This window comes from Pilosibacter sp. NGB245, from assembly GCF_057397225.1.
In genome coordinates this window covers 250344-267867 of record NZ_CM171584.1, presented here as the reverse complement: position 1 = coordinate 267867, position 17524 = coordinate 250344, and the positions used below count along the sequence as shown (strand labels likewise).

General features: G+C 50.0%; 12 protein-coding genes. 3 read left to right on the top strand and 9 right to left on the bottom strand.

Annotated elements, in window-relative coordinates; all coding sequences use genetic code 11:
• Positions 1-41: 41 nt before the first annotated feature.
• On the bottom strand, positions 42-1304 hold the full coding sequence (locus tag ACXMYH_RS01200) for a lactate dehydrogenase (protein WP_118513678.1): 1263 nt from the start codon (positions 1302-1304) through the stop codon (positions 42-44).
• A gap of 196 nt (positions 1305-1500) precedes the next feature.
• On the bottom strand, positions 1501-6357 hold the full coding sequence (locus ACXMYH_RS01195; RefSeq protein WP_405578701.1) for a nicotinate-nicotinamide nucleotide adenylyltransferase: 4857 nt from the start codon (positions 6355-6357) through the stop codon (positions 1501-1503).
• A gap of 225 nt (positions 6358-6582) precedes the next feature.
• Between ACXMYH_RS01195 and ACXMYH_RS01190 the strand changes: the two genes are divergently transcribed.
• Together ACXMYH_RS01190 and ACXMYH_RS01185 are read left to right on the top strand one after the other, a co-directional pair.
• A complete protein-coding gene (locus tag ACXMYH_RS01190; RefSeq protein WP_118603999.1) occupies positions 6583-6975 on the top strand; it encodes a Fur family transcriptional regulator in 393 nt (130 codons plus the stop codon).
• A 166-nt stretch (positions 6976-7141) separates the two neighbouring features.
• Positions 7142-7684, top strand: coding sequence for an NADH peroxidase (locus ACXMYH_RS01185; protein ID WP_118298377.1), 543 nt, complete (start codon positions 7142-7144; stop codon positions 7682-7684).
• Positions 7685-8061: 377 nt separating this feature from the next.
• On the opposite strand, the gene larC is transcribed toward ACXMYH_RS01185, so the two are convergent.
• The 6 genes from larC to ACXMYH_RS01155 form a co-directional block, all read right to left on the bottom strand.
• A complete protein-coding gene (larC, locus tag ACXMYH_RS01180) occupies positions 8062-9498 on the bottom strand; it encodes a nickel pincer cofactor biosynthesis protein LarC (RefSeq protein WP_486555345.1) in 1437 nt (478 codons plus the stop codon).
• Between the two features lie 27 nt (positions 9499-9525).
• Complete coding sequence (larB, locus tag ACXMYH_RS01175; RefSeq protein ID WP_329752571.1) at positions 9526-10293, bottom strand: nickel pincer cofactor biosynthesis protein LarB; 768 nt, start codon at positions 10291-10293, stop codon at positions 9526-9528.
• Positions 10294-10588: 295 nt separating this feature from the next.
• Positions 10589-11434, bottom strand: coding sequence for an IS3 family transposase (locus ACXMYH_RS01170; protein ID WP_118655573.1), 846 nt, complete (start codon positions 11432-11434; stop codon positions 10589-10591).
• Positions 11428-11781 carry a helix-turn-helix domain-containing protein gene (locus ACXMYH_RS01165; RefSeq protein ID WP_118655571.1) on the bottom strand — a complete coding sequence of 118 codons (354 nt, stop codon included), beginning with the start codon at positions 11779-11781 and terminating at the stop codon, positions 11428-11430. The genes ACXMYH_RS01170 and ACXMYH_RS01165 overlap by 7 nt, the downstream gene beginning before the upstream one ends.
• Positions 11782-11959: 178 nt before the next feature.
• Complete coding sequence (locus tag ACXMYH_RS01160) at positions 11960-12853, bottom strand: fumarylacetoacetate hydrolase family protein (protein WP_486555344.1); 894 nt, start codon at positions 12851-12853, stop codon at positions 11960-11962.
• A gap of 461 nt (positions 12854-13314) precedes the next feature.
• On the bottom strand, positions 13315-14628 hold the full coding sequence (locus ACXMYH_RS01155; RefSeq protein WP_486555343.1) for an IS30 family transposase: 1314 nt from the start codon (positions 14626-14628) through the stop codon (positions 13315-13317).
• A gap of 260 nt (positions 14629-14888) precedes the next feature.
• On the opposite strand from ACXMYH_RS01155, the gene ACXMYH_RS01150 reads away from it, so the two are divergent.
• Positions 14889-15368, top strand: a complete 480-nt coding sequence (locus ACXMYH_RS01150) for an S-ribosylhomocysteine lyase (protein WP_118298381.1) — start codon at positions 14889-14891, stop codon at positions 15366-15368.
• Between the two features lie 125 nt (positions 15369-15493).
• On the opposite strand, the gene ACXMYH_RS01145 is transcribed toward ACXMYH_RS01150, so the two are convergent.
• A complete protein-coding gene (locus ACXMYH_RS01145) occupies positions 15494-17512 on the bottom strand; it encodes an alpha-amylase family glycosyl hydrolase (RefSeq protein ID WP_486555342.1) in 2019 nt (672 codons plus the stop codon).
• Positions 17513-17524: the final 12 nt, after the last annotated feature.

The following is a 17524-nucleotide window of genomic DNA, read 5'->3' as shown; positions in this document are numbered from 1 at the left end:
CACTCTCCTATAAAAAAGAAACAATATGCGTTCCCCATCCTCTACACGATCTTCGCCAGGTTCTCCGCCGCAAATTCGATCCTCTCGTACAGCTTTTCCGGCAGCGCCAGTGCCTCCGTCTCGATCCCATGATCCGTATAGCGGTTCTTCACGCCCATGTAGACGCCGCCGAGGAAGACGGATCCGCAGTGCCACTGTTTTCTCAACGTCATTAAGATCGAGATCGCGCCGGAAGAGAATGCCGGTGCGACAAACGGTTTGTAGCCGATGGCGCGCATGTGAAGGTTTGCGGTGACAGTCAGGTTTGTCAGCTCTTTCGAGAGCTCATCGTTGTAATTTTCGATGGAATCCGCAATGACAAGGTCCTGTCCGTGCGGTCCGAAGGAACGCCCCTCTGTCAGGAACTGTTTGAATCTCGGATCGCGTTTTGCATAATATGCAGCCCGGGCATTCATGACTCCGAGACCGAATCCCTGGATCTGCTCCGGGAGAAGTCCCATCCAGTCATATTCCCCGGCCTCATTCTTATTGCTCTCGAGAAATGCGGTCTTTGCAAGCGGATCGACCGGATCAGATACCGCGCAGAAAAGTCCCTTAAAGTTCTTCTCTCTCGCCATCTTCGCGTAATGGCCGATGATCTTCGAGTTATTCTCAAACTGGTACATGCGGACGTCCTTGACGCCGGAGCCGACCGGTGGGATTCCCTTTGACGCGACAAATACGAACACATCGCAGTCAAAGAGATGTTCCGGGGCCACGACATCCACCTCCGGCATCGCGTCGTAGTCCCACGGATATGCAATCTGGTTCTCCTCAAACTCCCAGCGGGCGGTCACTTTGTCGGAGATATCGCAGATCCCGATCGAGGAGATCACATCTCCGCCGAGAAGGTGAAGTCCTGTCAAAAGCATGCTTCCGACATCGCCGATCGCCAGCACATGGACACGCTTTTTGCCGTCTTTCGGCTCGTATGCCAGGATTTCCTTAAATTTCGGATGGGATGCGTTGACCGCGCGGAGTGTCCCGGTCTTGATCTGGTCCATGACTTCCTGCGGGAGCTCCCCGATCTGTCCGTCAGTTGCGGACGCATCCAATCTGTTTGTATTTAACCAGCTGACATCCTCTTTTTCTGCAAAGAGTTCCGCCGGGTGATCGACAAGAAATGACGCGCGGCGGCTTCCCGGATCTCCGGTAAACAGCCAGGTAAGCTTCGTTCCCGCTGCCGGTTTTTCTGTTTTTTCATACGGCAGATTGCCGTGAACGGACGCGCAGAACGCATCCCCGATCTTATAATATGTAACCATTTTATGATGCCCCTCTCTATTTTACTATCAACAAGTGAAAACACGCTTCGCGAGTTTCATATCTGCAGGCAGAACTCCATTAAGATATCTCTGCCCCGGTCGATGCCGGTGTGTATCTCTGGTTCATAACACCTTCCGTCAACAAGACTTTTTCCTGCAAGTCCGTTTTTACAGTCAGTACAGTCAATACACAGACCTACTGGATCGTTACCATAAACTTTCTCATCCTCTGCAGCATCTCCAGATCATTTTCCAGATAAACCGATGCCGCGAGATTCTCATCGTACTCCATGCAGCTTCCCTTATCCGGGCAGAGCGGCAGGATGACTGCCTCGGAGAGGCGCGACAGCGTCAGGTTCTTCGCGTACTGTTTCCGGTACTCCGCCTCCAGGACCTGTAAAAGATCCCTGGAATTCTCGATACAGCAGGCCGAAAACTCCACCAGTGCCTCCCTGCTGCAGCCGGAGAGCTTCGGTGTCGCATACGGCAGGATCATGTTGATGGACGGCTGAAGTCCCGCAACTTTCATTTCCTCCCGGCGCACCGTGTCACCGCCGATAAACGGGTACAGCGTCGATTCCACGAACCACTGGCGCACATTCGGCATCGAGTAGATGCTCTCGACCGGCACCTTCAGCTGCTGCATCAGATCCCGCCCGTAGCCGGACAGAACTCCGACAACGACTTTTTTGATCGGAATCCCCGTCTCCCTGAGCTTCGGAACGAGTACCCGGAGACGGTCTGCCTTGTGGACAAGGTCGTCGACCAGGATTACCGGACGGTCGAAGGAACGGATCGTCTCGATCTGACTGTTTAACGGTGAATAATACGGGAACGGCTCGATCGTGTAGCTTTCCAGATCCGGCTCATAGACCTTATCCGTGTGCAGCGTCTTTGTCACCGTATTCGGGACAACTTTTCCTCTGAGGATCTTGCCGAACGGAACGCACATGTTCTTTCCGAGCCGTCTCGGAACGAGCGGTTCTCTCGGCACATCGTTCAGCGACGTAATCCTGTCCACAAGGCGGTGATGCATGACTCCGGAGGATAAGGAAAGGACGAGATTTCCCGGATACAGCTTCGTCATCGCGATCTGCAGTTTCTTATGATTCTTCTCGATTGCCCTGAGGACCGCCGGATTGCTGGCAAACGGTTCCTTGATCGTTGTCTCCAGGTTATGCAGGAACATGAGCGGTTCATGCATGTCGACCAGGTAGATCGTCCTCTTGTCATTTTCGTCTGCCAGGTGCGGACGCACAAAGCCCTGTCTTTCCAGCGCGTACACGACATGCTTCGCCGCCGTTCCGCGCTCTGCCACGAACAGCGCAAAGCTGTAATTCTTCTCCAGCTCTTTCGCAACGACCTCCACCAGGAGCTGCTGTGCGGCATCCCGGATCATCTCGCTGTCCCCGGTATTCTCCTCTCTCGCGTAAATCCCCGTGATCAGGAGGATCTCCCGGCTGCTCTTTCCGCGCACCAGATTCGCAAGCTCCATGTCCTTTAAGACTCCGTACAGCTCATCATTCCCGATCTCCCGGTAGCTTGCAAAACCGACCGGCCGCTCGCCTTCCACGGTGTTCCTCAGGATCAGCAGGCTGTCGTTCTCCACCTGGATCCTCGTGAAAATCGCCTGGGCATCCGGATGTCCGTAGAGGACGGTATTTCCGAGCTCGTCCAGGACCGCATGGTCTCTTCCGGAGGCATTCTCAAAAGCGATCGCTTTCGCTCTCAGGATCGGCTTGAACTCCGGCTCACGCAGGTACATTCCCTTATGGTAAATGTACTCCTGAACAACCGGATCGATCAGGCTGGAAATATCACGGTGGTTATCGATGTTCTCTCGAATCTTTGTGGAGCTGATATCTTCCAGCTCGCGCGGCAGCTCCAGCTGCACGACTTTTCCCCTGATCTCATTGTAGACCTCGGTCGGATGTGCTTCTCCGGCCCGTCGGAATACGATGTGATTGAAGAAATGGATCGAATTTTCTTCCGGCTCTTTCTTATAGGAACTTGCATTGTGGATGACGTCCGATCCGACCACGATGTAGAGTTCCTCATTCGGGAACATTTCCTTCAATCTGCGAAGGTCCGCCGGGTTCGCGATATTGACCGGCGTGTTGTCCGGGAACAGATGCACATAAAATTCATCCGCGATCGACATGTTCACGATCTGGCGGCGAACCAGATGCGGCTGGGTCTTCTTCGACCAGGAAAATTCATCCACCGCGAGAAATACCGTAAATCCGAGTTCACGGATCTTTCTGGCGATCTCCTTGTGGGACAGGGTGAACGGATCGAAGGTCCCCGGGAAGAATGCCACTTTATTTCTCGTCATGGTCTCCACGTCACCGCCGAAGAGCTGGTAGCGGGAGATGAAACGTCCGATGTGGGACAAGGTCGCCGCACGGTAGTAGAGGCTGAGCTCTCCGCCTTTATTCTCATTCAGGAGGAACAGCAGTTTTTTCGCACACAGAGAGAACATCCGGTTCTTATCGCGCTCTGCAAGGATCTGGGAGCCGAAAATATGCTGCCCGATCACAAGAAGCGCCTCCTGGCGGACCTGTTCTCTGTAGTTTGCAAGGCAGCTTAAGATCAGTCCCAGGATCTTCATCCTCCGGTCCTCGGCGATCTCATCCGGCTCCTGGAAGCGGACCGGATATCTGGAATAGCACTCCAGAATGATCCCCAGTGTGTCGAGTGCGACGGACACGATCCGCTCATTTCCGTTCGCGAGCAGGATATGCAGGCGCTCAATAATGTCATCGAGCTGTTCCGGCGGAAGCCACAAGGCAAATTCGCCGAGATATTCCGGAATATACTTCGAGAACTCGTACTCGCCGACTTCCAGGCCTTTTAATAGCTCGACCGCGATCTCGTTCCTCTGGTCCGTCGTCAGAAGGTGGGCCAGGCGCAGGAGTGCACGTCCCGCATCGTGGCGGACTCCGACCTGCTCACTGACCTTGATGAGGTTCGAGAAGTGGGCACAGATATGGAGCAGATGCTCTCGTTTTCCATGGTCCACCTGATCTGCCAGCAACTTGATATTGACGGATTTTAAGATCCACGGGGTCGCCGATTTCAGGTTTTCAAGGAAGATATCGCTAACCACGTCATGTCCGTACAGGACTTCTCTCTGTCTGCTCGTATCAAGGCGCAGATTTGTAAAGATCCGGTACTGCAGGAAGAGGAGTGTGATCGTCTTCGGATCGATCTTTTTCGCCGCATCGCAGGCAAGCCGGTAGCACGCGCTCTCCGGTGTCACCGCCTGCGTCAAAACTTTCAGGACACGGACCGCAGCGATCTGGATCTTCTCATCCTCGTCTTCCATGTGTTCGATCGCGAAACTGATCAGGCTCTCCAGATGTCCATCCTTGCTGCTGAGATCGAGCGGCAGGGAAAAGATGCAGTCTAAAAGGTAGAAGACCGGATCCCCCACGAGGCGGTGTTTTCTGTCAAACCATTTCATAAATACCCCGAACAGCTCCTCCCGGACCTTCTCCGAGCTTCGCTCCATGGCAGACATCATGACAAATTTTAAGGAGTTCTGGATCCGGTGCTTCTGCTGTAATGTCAGGCGATAGTCCGGGCATACGAGCTGCGCCATGTATTCTTCCCAGAGCGTCAGAGCCGTCTTGTCATCCGGATCCGGCATGTTTTTCGGAAGTTCTTTCCGGTATCCGGCGTTGAAGTCCGCGAACATTTTTCCGACCAGGGCCGCCGCCTGCCTGCGGATGTCTCCCTCTCTGTTTAACAGGAGCTCATATAAGAAGCTGATCGTCTGCTCTTTCTGGCGGTGGTTCAGGTGAATCGAATATTCATTGAACATGTTTAAATATGCGCGGACATTCTTCCAGTCTTTCTCGCTCCGCGCCGCCTCGAGAATGTTTCCGAACTGGCGCTCGGTGCCGAGCCGGTGCATGACGTCGATGTTGTGCTCGATCCCCCAGAATACAAACGAGCGCACCACCTGTTTTCCGGACTGCAGGACGATGTCCACCGGCTTTTCTGCCGGGTCCGGATGGCCTGTGAGGTCCACATCCACGCCTTTTAAACGCATGTAGCGCTCAAATTCGTACAGACGGGAGTAAACGACACGGTAGCGGTTCCGTTTCTTTTCATCCACGTTGTCGAGCTTGGACAGGATGACGTCGAAGGAATCCTTCAGTGTATAGATCTTCGTGAGTTCTCTTCCGTCCTCGCCGCGCATCTGCTTGACACGGAAGTCCGCATAGATCAGCACCAGGGACTCCACGGAGATGTTGTCAAGCTCCAGATCCCAGGTTGAATGGTTGGCAGCGATATGACCGATCCCTTCCATATGGTAGGCGGTAAACCACTGGTTCGTATAATAATAGTGCAGATACGGAACCCGCTCATTCGGTTTGCACCCGAATTTTCCGAGATCATGGCCGGCCGCCGCGCCGGATGCCAGCGCCAGATCGATCGGAACGCCTGCCGCATAAAGTCCCTGGGCTACCGTCATGGCAACATAGTGGACACCCGCGATATGACCGAGTGTCTCGAAAGGCGTCGCCTCACGGTTTAACCGCATCATCTCGTAGACGTACTGGTCGCGGAACTCACGGATAAAGTGCTCATATTCATCCGCACGCTCAAAATGCGCATATTCTTCTTTTGTTAAAAAGCGGAAATCATCATATGGATCGAACGGCATCACTTTCCGTTCTTCATCAAAGAAATACTGGAGAACATTTAAGAAGTAGAGCGCAGACGGCGCACAGGGAGCCGCGGACGCAGAGAATTCATCATCCGGATACAGGATGTGTGTCACATATTTATAAGTGAAGGAGAGCCAGCCCTCTTCCGGCTCATTTCCGAGCTTTTCCATATCTTCCCGGCAGAATTCCAGGATTTCCGCGCAGGAAAAGCGTCTCGTCACCGGAAAGGCTTTCTCGAAGATCACTTCCCAGCGGTCTTTATCAAACAGCTGCTGCATACTGCGGCGGCTGAGGCCGATCTTTTTTAAAAATTCTTTCTCTGACAGGCGGTTTCCAAGCTCTGTCACAAGATGGCGGATGTGTCTGTTATACATGGAGCTACCTCCGTTTCGTGGGGTTGATGTCTGATTTATGAAAATATGATATAGAAATAGTATAAACACCTCACATTTCATTTTCAAGGAATTTTTGTTCTTCTGTTTTGTAACTTTTTATCACAGATACTTGACTTTCAAAAGTTATGATGTTATTATTTCAGTAACAATTATCATTATTATTGTCTATTTAAATTTAGAAATGATCCAGAAAGGAGGTTTCCCATGAAAGCATTAAAATTCAGCCGCCAGCGTGAGTCCATCCGGGAATGCCTGAAGAACCGCACTGATCATCCTACCGCCGATGCCGTCTATGTGACGATCAGCAAAGACTATCCAAAAATCAGTCTGGGGACTGTGTACCGCAATTTAAATCTTCTGGCGGATATGGGCGAGATCCAGCGTTTTTCCAGCGGGGACGGCTCAGAGCACTTTGACTACAATACTGATCCACATTACCATTTTGTATGCAGGACCTGCGGAGCGATCATTGATATGCCTCTCGAGCTGGTTCATGATACATCGGATCTTCTCTCCGCCCCGTTTCCGGGACGCGTTGACTCCCACACTGTTTTCTTTTACGGCGAATGCGAGGACTGTCTGAAAAAGAAAAGCTAAAAATTCAAAAATTCTATTGACATTCGTTGTCAATTAGAATATAATAACGATAACAGTTACTATTATTTTTTAAAAAATAACTGTGATCCATGTTGCATCATTTATGATCAGAGATTTTGATACTCCCTGATCCCAGATAATAAATCTTAAAAAGGAGAAAAATACTATGAAGAAATTTGTATGTTCTGTATGTGGTTATGTATATGAGGGCGAGGCTGCTCCGGAAAAATGTCCGCAGTGCGGCGCTCCGGCTTCCAAGTTCACTGAGCAGTCCGGCGATATGACATGGGCTTCCGAGCACGTAGTTGGTGTTGCAAAGGGCGTAAGTGAAGATATCCTTGAAGATTTAAGAGCAAACTTCAACGGCGAATGTTCTGAGGTTGGTATGTACCTCGCTATGGCAAGAGTTGCTCACAGAGAAGGTTATCCGGAGATCGGTCTTTACTGGGAGAAAGCAGCTTACGAAGAGGCTGAGCACGCTGCTAAATTCGCAGAGCTCCTCGGCGAAGTTGTTACAGACAGCACAAAGAAGAACCTTGAGATGAGAGTTGAGGCTGAGAACGGCGCAACAGCTGGTAAGACAGACCTCGCTAAGAGAGCAAAAGCCGCTGGTCTTGATGCAATCCATGACACTGTTCACGAGATGGCAAGAGACGAGGCAAGACATGGTAAGGCATTTGCTGGTCTCTTAAAGAGATATTTTGGCTAATTTATAATAAGCGCGTTATAACAACGTCATGTAACAAGAACCGGTATTCCATCTGCGGATGAGATGCCGGTTCTTTTTTGTTGGCGCTACGGATCCTGTATCATGCTGTTTTTTCATAGTTTTCAGGTTTAACTTTAAAAACTATGCTATGAATCTATCTTTTATGGTTATAGAGAAAAATGGTAAACTACCCGACACAAAAGCCGCGCAAGATACAATGTTGGACTTAATATTTCCAATTTGTGAAACAAAAGATCGACAGTGCATGGGCTGAGGAAGTCCATGCACTGTAATAATTCCGGAATCACCGCTTAGGATAATAAGCCGGAATCCTCGGTTATTCAATTGCCGATGTAGTTCACTATTATTGTCATTCTCTACTGATTATTTTTTACGATCTTCCTGACTTCACCAAGACTCATCCCCTGCTCTCTCGCGATCTTCGCAAGGTCTTCATACTCAAGTTTTCCGCGTTTCACGCCGTAACCTTCCGCGATCTTCTCGCGAACCACGCCATACGGAGTCTCGTGTTCTTTCATGGTTCTTGTAAGAGTATAGCGTCTGCTGATATTTTCACGGATTCCAAGTGTTGTCGTGTGTTTAAAGAGCAATGAGATCATCTTCTCCTTATCTCCGCAGCGGCACATGCAGGTCAGGAGAATGCCCGGGCGGCTCTTTTTCATGCCGATCGGGATCGTATAGACTTCCAGGGCGCCTGCTGCAAACAGGATCTCCTGAACAAAGCCCAGCGCTTCCGGGGTCATGTCATCGAGATTGCAGGAAAGCTCTGCTACCTCATCTCCGCTCTCTTCCGTCTCACCGAGAAGGACGCGCACACAGTTCGCGCGCTCAAAGTCTTTCTTTCCCATACCATAGCCGATCGCGGATGTCCGCATCACCGGCATTTCCCGGAATTCTGTCACGAAATGTTTTAAGAGCGCTGCGCCCGTCGGCGTGCAGAGTTCTCCTCTGATCGTACCGCTGTAGATCGGAAGTCCCTGTAAAATAAAGGCGGTTGCCGGAGCCGGGACCGGCAGAATTCCATGCGCACAGCGGACGTTTCCACTTCCGACATGGATCGGGGATGCGATGGTCTTCTGTGGGGCGATCATATGCATTAAGAGGCAGACTCCGGCGATATCCGCGATCGCGTCCGCAGTGCCGACCTCGTGGAAATGGATCTCCTCGACAGTCTTACCGTGGACGTGGGACTCTGCCTCGGCGATCAAGTGGTAAACCGCAACAACATCTTTTTTGACCTCATCAGGCAGATTTAAATGTTCAATAATGTGAGAAATCCCAGCCATGCTTGTGTGATGATGGTGTGGGTGGCCGGAATCCTCTTTTGTATGAGTTTCCTCGTGGGTATGAGTGTGATGGAAGTCGTGCTCATCATGGTGGTCATGATCGGGCTGGTGATCATGGTCGTATGCATGTATGTGAGTATTGTCCGCCATATCAGCGGCCATCTCATGGTGATGGGCCTCAGTCTCATGGTGGTGATGGTTCCCCGCCGCTTCGTGGTCGTGGCAATGTTCGTGATGATCATGGTCATGCTGCTCTGCGTGGTCGTGTACATGCTCCTGCAGATCCACATCCACGCTCTCCTCTTCCTCTCCGTGGATCGTCACCTTCATATGCGTTCCAGTAATCCCGCACTTCACAGCCGGTTCTGCCTCAACAGAGAGTCCCGGCACCCCCATCTCATTCATTGTCTTTAAAAATCCTGCCTTGTCCGGGCAGATCTCATAGAGGGACGCCATCAGCATGTCTCCCGCAGCGCCCATTCCGCAGTCAAAATATAATGTTTTCATTCGAAATACCTCCGCTTATCTCCAATATCATCCACGCATATGATTCATCATGCTCGCCAGATACCCGGCTCCGAATCCGTTATCAATATTTACCACGCTGACGCCGCTCGCGCAGGAGTTCAGCATGGAAAGCAGTGCGGAAACACCGCCGAAGGACGCCCCATACCCGATACTCGTCGGCACCGCGATCACCGGACAGTCCGCAAGACCGCCGATCACGCTTGCGAGTGCGCCTTCCATCCCCGCGATCGCGATGATCACGCGGGCATTCATGATCGAATCCATATGGGACATCAGGCGGTGAAGTCCCGCAACTCCCACATCATAGAGGCGCTCCACCTGATTTCCGAGTGCCTCGGCCGTAAGCGCGGCTTCCTCCGCCACCGGGATATCGCTGGTCCCACCGGTCGCCACGACGATCGTGCCGACGCCGTCTTTTTCCGGGAAGTTTCCGCAGATCGCGACCTTCGCATCCTTAAAATACCGGTATCCGCTGCCGTTCGGATAGATTTCCGACAGCAGTTTCTCTGTTTTTAAACTTTTTTCTTCATCCACCCGCGTGATCAGGATCGTCTCCTGCCCGCGTTTTTTCATTGCTTCCACGATCCCGGCGATCTGCTCCGGGGTCTTTCCCGCCCCGTAGATCACTTCCGCCGCGCCCTGGCGCAGTTTCCGGTGCGTGTCCAGCTTTGCAAATCCCAGATCATCATATCCCGCCGCCGTAAACGGCTCCTTTTTCAGTTCCAGGACAGCGTTATCCACAGACAATTCGCCTGCTGCCACCTTTTTCAACATTTCGCGTATATCTTCCACTTTTGTTCTCTCCTTATGTCAAAGTCTGCTGCTGCGACGGCATTTACCGGCAGCTGGATGCCCGAAAGGATTATGCTCCGGCATAGTCCTGTACCGCGCGGTCGTTTGCGACAATCTTTCTCTTTCACGCGAGTGCGCATCTTAGACGCACAATGTCTTTTTGTTTCACAGGAAGTTCCTCCGGAATTTCCCTATGAAACAAAAAGCCACGAAAAGAGCAGCCAGTCATTCTGAAGTGACCCCCAAAAGTTAGACAATATTTTGAAGTAAAAATTGTTCAAGCAGCCGAAAGGGCTTGCTGTCTGTGAATTGCAGGCGGCAAGCCCTTTAGCTTTGCCTTGATCCTGCGGTTGTTGTAGTAATCCAGATATTCGATCAGTTCCTGTTTGAAGTGTTCCATGGATTGAAATTCTTGCAGATATAACAGTTCACTTTTGAGCAGTCCGAAGAAATTTTCTATCACAGCATTGTCCAGACAGTTTCCCTTGCGGCTCATGCTCTGTCGGATCCCCTTCTCGCGAAGCATCCGCTGGTACTGCTTGTGTTGATATTGCCAACCCTGATCAGAGTGGAGAATCAGGCGTGTTCCGGCCGGGATCTTTGCAAACGCCTCGTCCAGCATGGTGGTTACCATGCTGAGTACAGGATGATCCGATATGGTGTAACTGACCAGATCGCTGCTGTGCAGATCGAGAATCGGGGACAGGTAGAGCTTCTCTCCAAACAGGCTGAACTCCGTCACATCCGTGACCCATTTCTGATTCGGCTTTTCGGCATGGAAATCCCGATTTAGCAGATTTGGTGCGATTTTGCCCACTTCTCCCTTATAAGAGCGATACTTCTTCATCCTGACACGGCAAACTAAGCCCAACTCTTTCATAAGCCGCTGGACAGTCTTGTGGTTCACAGAGAATGTACGCTTGCGAAGTTCTGCCGTGATCCGGCGATAGCCGTATCGACCCCTGTTTTCATGGTAAATCGTTGTGATTTCTTCCTTAACAGATGCATATTTGTCTTCTTTCTGCATCTGCTTCAAATGATAGTAGAAAGTTGCACGGGGCAGTTGAGCGATTGAGAGCAGAATACTGAGTGCGTGTTTTTGCCTTAGCTTCTGAACTACCAGCGTTTTTTGTGCTGGTGTCGCTCGTCTTCCAAAACCAAGGCTTGCAAATTTTTTAGGTAATCGTTCTCCGCACGCAGTCGCTGCACTTCGGCCAGCAGATCTTCTTCTACCTGCTTCGGCAGCTGCTTTGGCGGACGACCCTTACTGCTGCGGCCACGCCGTTCGACGGCAAAGCCTTCCGGCCCTTCCTCCAGATAGATTCGCTCCCATGATTTGATTCGATCTCTGCTGTTTACCTCAAATCTACGACAGGTTTCGCTGTAACTTAATTTCTCTTCCTGCATAGTTTCAATCACCAGTTTTTTGAATTCCGGCGTATATCGTTTGTTTGGTACTCCTTTTGGCATAACAAAACACCCCACTTGTTAGATAGTATACCATACTGTCTAACAAATGGGGTGCAGTTCATTCTGACTGACTTTTTTGCTCCCTTCATGGCAACTTTTCATTTTATGAGATGTGCTTTTTTATCGTCACACCGGTTCTTGCCGCATTCGATCATGCATGAAGCAATCCCCTCTCATTTTACTCCCCAACAGTATTCTTAAGAGTTCCAATCCCTTCGATAATGCACTCCACAACATCGCCTGTCTTAAGGAATTTCGGCGGTACGAATCCCATGCCGACTCCTGCCGGCGTTCCTGTTGCGATGATCGTTCCTGCCTTTAATGTCATTCCTTTTGTAAGTTCGCAGATCACTTCTTCAATTCCATGGATAAAAAGTCCCGTGTTGGAATCCTGACGGAGTTCTCCGTTTACTTTTGACTGGAGTTTTAACACCGGCGGAAACGCAGTGGAATCGACCGTCATGATACACGGGCCGAGCGGTGTGAAACCATCCAGGCTCTTTCCAAAGTACCACTGTTTATGTTCCGTCTGCACCTCCCTGGCGCTGACATCATTCATGATCGTATATCCGAAAATATAGTCTTTTACTTCTTCCGGCTTCACATCTTTCGCATCTTTTTTGATGATGACCGCAAGCTCTGCCTCGTAATCCAGCTGGTTCGTCAAATTTTTATGTGCCGGAATGATCCCGTCCGGATCATTCGTCCGGTTGACGCGCTTGGAGAAATAGATTGCCTTCTCAGGTCTCGCAAACTCCTCTTTCTGGAACCTCGCAGATTCCGCCGCATGATCCATATAGTTGATCCCCAGGCAGATAATATCCTGATCCGGCTCCGGGATCGGAGAAACTATCTTGATTTCTTCCACTGGTGCTGCTCCGGTCACATCCCCCGGTGCCTTTTTTGAAATATAATCCAGCATTTCCATCTCAGATGGTCCTGCCTCGCGGATCAGGTCCTTCATGGACCGGTATTCCATTCCCGCTGCCGAAATCGGATAAACCCAGGTTTCATCCTCATTGAAAATACCTAAAAATGATCTTTTGTCTACTTCATATGCCAGTAATTTCATAACTACTCCTTATGGGACGTTATTCTAGTTACCCAAAATCCCGTTAACAGTTATTATAGTACAAATATTCTTGCGAAACAAGGTCAAATTGAAGCGCAATATCTCCCCGGGATCTTGCCGATGCTTTGGATTCCGGAGCGGCAAAATCTGCGCTCATAACCGGATCATACGACATTTTTGTTTCCAAAAATTGGGGGGAAATTTCTGCCGCTGACTTGAAAAAGTAAATTCCAGTGTAAAAGTAAATTCCACCGTTCTTTTAAAAGCTGCTTATAATCTAGTGATTTTTAAGAAGAAAAGCGGAATCTATGCTATAATACAAGTAATCTATGGCGAAATTTTCTGTTTTTCTGTATGGCAAACAAGCTGCTGGAGGTCGGTGTGCACGACTAAATTCCACCAGCCACATTTGAAAAATGTGAAAAGTTTACTTCCAGTCTGACAGCAGATTTCTTCATGGGTTAGTGGTTATAGCGGATCAGCTTAGGTGTTAAGATGACTTTGTCAGGGTCAATACGCCTAAGCTGAAACGCTTTTAAGACGTCTTCCCCAAAAGCCTCCAGGGCGGCATCATACGGTGTACGCCCATTCAAACTCTCCCGCGGTGTTGAGTTGATGTGGCTGGTGATTAGATTCACATCCCATTGAGTCAGGAATTCAAAGGTAGTTCGTTTCGGCAGTATCATGCGGAGCATGGTGTGTGCCTGTTCAATGCCGCCTTTCTGTCCGCTTCTCATGGGATCACAGTAATAAATGTTGGTTCTCTGGATACCGGTAACACCGGTTTCGAGAGAATCAGGATCACCGAATTCAGCGCCTCTGTCGGTGAGGATATATTCAAACAGAGTCAGGAAATCGAAGGTACCAAAACGCTTTTCTAAACGGTCCAAAACGAGTCGTACAGATCCTTCCGTATTCCGGTTCATGAGGAACGCAAGAAACAGCTTTTCCCTTGTAAAAAAGAAGGTAAGCAGTGTTTTAGAGGAACCAACAGCGGAGTGGACGGTGTCCATCTCTACAAAAGATTCCAGGTGCAACTGTTGAAAATCAGCGTAAGTTCTGCCATTAAAGACACGGCGGTCAGATATCTGTGATTTATGGACTTTTCTGGGTTTAAACTTCACTTTACGTTTCAGATCAACGTTTCTGGCAGTCAGAAGTCCCATATCAAGGTAGTTGTAAACGCTGCGGACGGAAAGATTCAATTCCGGATGGTTTGCAACGATCTGGTAAGGAGACTGGCCCTGATCGATCAGAGGAGTGATGATCTTATCCTTTTTGTGGAGTTCCTGTCTGGTCATAGCGATTCCGGACCTGGAATCCTTGAGACACTCCCGGTATTTCCGATCAGCGAACCTGGCATTGTAGGTATATTTGTGGGCAATCGTACAATGATTGATCTTTTTACTGCATCCATTGCAGACGTAGGGAGCCCGATCAAGTTTGCTGCAGCGTTCTTTTTGAAAATCCGGACAGGTCTGGTTACAGGTGGGACAGGAAGCACATTTAACGCCGCAAAGAAGGATCTTATTGCAGGCATTCGTTTTCTTACAACGGAAACGCTTGGTACAGAAGTTCTTCGCATTAAGAAAAGTCCCTTTGTGAAACCAATCGGAGGCTCTTCTGGCCTTCACTTCTTTTGAAATCGTAGTAGGGTCCTTACAGAGAAAGCGGGCAATATCTTTAAAGGATGTACCCTTATCCAGTTCATTCTGGATATAGATACGATCCTCTATGGTGAGATGCTTCTGGTTGCCTGGGATATATTTACTCATAGTCAAACTCCTTCTACTGCTGTCAGAAGGACGATTAAAGTATCATATCAGTATGCATGAGTAAATATCAACTGTGCAAGAGTAAACTCCACCGCCCTTTGGAGAAGTGGAATTTAAATTTTCATTTTAGGGGAAATTTCTGCCATCGCACAGTAACTTGCATTCTTTCCCCATTCCCTTTATAATAAAACTGATACAGGCAGACATCATCACGTCTGCGGACAACAATCTGTAAAACTCATGAAAGGGTGTATCTTATTATGGAAAAGATCACAAGCTTCACTGTCAATCATCTGAAACTGGTTCCGGGTGTTTATGTATCCCGGAGAGATATCGCCGGAGACAATCATGTTACCACCTTCGATATCCGTATGACCCGTCCAAACTACGAACCGGTCATGAATACTGCTGAGATCCATACAATTGAACATCTCGGTGCGACTTTCTTAAGAAACCACCGCGTATACAAAGATAAAGTTCTCTACTTCGGACCGATGGGATGTCGGACCGGCTTCTATCTGCTCCTCGTGGGTGATTACGAATCCGCAGATATCGTGCCGCTCCTCCAGGAAATGTTCCTCTTCATCCGCGATTTTGAGGGAGATGTTCCGGGTGCCGCTGCCCGCGACTGCGGAAACTATCTCGATATGAACCTTCCGATGGCAAAATATCTTGCCGGAAAGTTCTATGATGAGGTCCTTGAGAATATCCGGGAAGAGCAGCTGGTTTATCCGGAATAAGCAGAATCCCTGCCACTGAAATGATACCGCAAAACAGAAGTTCTTAAGCTTCCGGCGGTTCTCATCTCATGGCAGGGATTTTTTATATCCAGGAACGCAGTGCACAATTTTCAGTTTATTTACTTTTACAGCTCTTTTCCATTTTCTGGTGTACTTTTCTCTTCCTTTTCACAGGACTTTTCGACCAGATCTGTCTTCTCATTCTTCTCTTTTTTGCTCCCGCTCTTTCCTTTTTTCGTCTCCTTCCCCTCATCCGGATCCGCAACACTTTCGAGGATCATGATCCCGCGCGGCGGCACTGCCAGCATCATCTGGTTTTTCAGGACTTCTCCGGTTCCATCAGACGGCAGATCTTCCACATCCGGATCCGCCGTGCTGCAGATCACATGCCACTTCGCGCCTTTCGGCAGATGGGGAAGCCCGAACATATGCGGTTCCCAGTGCATGTTGTAGAGGACATAAAAGTTCGCGTCATCCGTCCCGTCCGGTTTCTTTGCGTAAGCGCCCCAGTACAGGATCCCGAACTGCCGCCGGAAATTTTCAAATTCCGGTTTCCAGGCGTTTTCGCCGTGGTAGGAGACATCCGGACGGCCGCAGGACTTGTAGTCCATGATCCGTGGTTCCCGGTCCATGTGGAACATCTTGTGGGATTTCCGGAAGGCGATCAGGCGTTTCACAAACTCCACCTGGTCCTTATGCGTCTCCAGGAGCTTCCAGTTTAACCATGAGACCGCATTATCCTGACAGTAGGCGTTGTTGTTGCCGTCCTGACTGTTTCCAAACTCATCGCCAGCCATCAAAAGCGGTACTCCCTGGCTCAAAAACAGGAGCAGATATGCGTTTTTGATCAGCTGTTTTCTGAGCTCCACGATCTTTTTCTTTCTCGTCGGTCCCTCCGCTCCGCAGTTCCAGGAATAATTGTAATCGCTTCCGTCCCGGTTCTCCTCACCGTTTTTCTCATTGTGCTTCCGGTCGTAGGAGACCGCATCCATCAGTGTGAAGCCGTTCGTGTTCGCCATGTAGTTGACAACCGCATACTCCGCCGGATTCCTGCGGTTCCGGAATTCGAACGCCTGGAGCATTCCTTCATCACCTTTTAAGAAACGGCGCATATCCTCCATAAACTGCATGTTGTACTCGGCAAGATTCTTTTCCGCAACGGAAACCGGACCGTCTCCCGGCGTGATATAGCCCTTTTTCGGGCGGCGATCCATCACCTCGTTCCAGTTTTCCGCAAAAAGCTTCGTCCTCTTTAAGAACGGGTCCTCCGCCGCCAGCAAAAGATTCGGGAATCCCAACAGGTGAAAGCCGTCCACATGATACTCCTCTACCCAGTAGCGAAGGACCGATACGATCTCCCCCGGAAGTTCTTTTCCGGTAAAATACAGTTCCGGAATACATTCGATCCCGGCCCTGTGCAGCTCTTTTACCAGCGTTTTAAACTCGCTCTCCGCCGACATCTCCCCGTGAGACGCATATGCCGACTTCACCGCATAGAGATATGACGGTCCATATCCCCAGTAATTGATATATCCCGTCGGTTCCGGTTTCGCATCATGAAATCCATTTCCGGATGACGACATCATGACCTCGTCAAACTCCGTCACCGGCATCAGCTCCACCGCCGTGATCCCGAGGTCTTTCAGATATGGGATCTTCTCCACGATGCCTGCATACGTTCCGCGGGCAGAAACATTCGAGGACGCATGCGCTGTAAATCCACGGACATGAAGTTTGTAGAGGATCGTATCGGCATACGGAATTTCCGGATTTGCATCATCTTCCCAGTCAAACGCTTCCGACAATACCCGGCACTGCACCGGCTTTCCGGCACGTTTCCGGTCCGCCCATTTTTCACGCCCGGTAAGGATCCGCGCATAGGGATCTGCCACAATTTTTCCATCAATCATGAAATTATATTCAAATGATGCAAGATCAGCCCGATCCAGTTCCAGTGACCAGACATCTCCCATCCGGTGTTTCGGATCAAACGGGATCTTCTCACATGGCTTCTTCTCGCCCGGCCGGTATAAGAGCAGGAAAACCTCCTCTCCGTGTCCCTGTACCAGGATATGAGCGCTTTTTTCTTCCTGCGTGACACCAAGTGGATACAGGATTCTGTTACTGTTTCGATATTCTGCCATTTTAAATCCCCC

Bases quoted from the DNA above. Each gene is read 5' to 3' on its own strand.
- ACXMYH_RS01195 (WP_405578701.1), bottom strand. From the start codon at position 6,357: ATGTATAACAGACACATCCGCCATCTTGTGACAGAGCTTGGAAACCGC.
- ACXMYH_RS01160 (WP_486555344.1), bottom strand. From the start codon at position 12,853: ATGAAATTACTGGCATATGAAGTAGACAAAAGATCATTTTTAGGTATT.
- ACXMYH_RS01190 (WP_118603999.1), top strand. From the start codon at position 6,583: ATGAAAGCATTAAAATTCAGCCGCCAGCGTGAGTCCATCCGGGAATGC.
- ACXMYH_RS01155 (WP_486555343.1), bottom strand. From the start codon at position 14,628: ATGAGTAAATATATCCCAGGCAACCAGAAGCATCTCACCATAGAGGAT.
- ACXMYH_RS01200 (WP_118513678.1), bottom strand. From the start codon at position 1,304: ATGGTTACATATTATAAGATCGGGGATGCGTTCTGCGCGTCCGTTCAC.
- ACXMYH_RS01165 (WP_118655571.1), bottom strand. From the start codon at position 11,781: ATGCCAAAAGGAGTACCAAACAAACGATATACGCCGGAATTCAAAAAA.
- larC (WP_486555345.1), bottom strand. From the start codon at position 9,498: ATGAAAACATTATATTTTGACTGCGGAATGGGCGCTGCGGGAGACATG.
- ACXMYH_RS01185 (WP_118298377.1), top strand. From the start codon at position 7,142: ATGAAGAAATTTGTATGTTCTGTATGTGGTTATGTATATGAGGGCGAG.
- larB (WP_329752571.1), bottom strand. From the start codon at position 10,293: ATGTTGAAAAAGGTGGCAGCAGGCGAATTGTCTGTGGATAACGCTGTC.
- ACXMYH_RS01145 (WP_486555342.1), bottom strand. From the start codon at position 17,512: ATGGCAGAATATCGAAACAGTAACAGAATCCTGTATCCACTTGGTGTC.
- ACXMYH_RS01150 (WP_118298381.1), top strand. From the start codon at position 14,889: ATGGAAAAGATCACAAGCTTCACTGTCAATCATCTGAAACTGGTTCCG.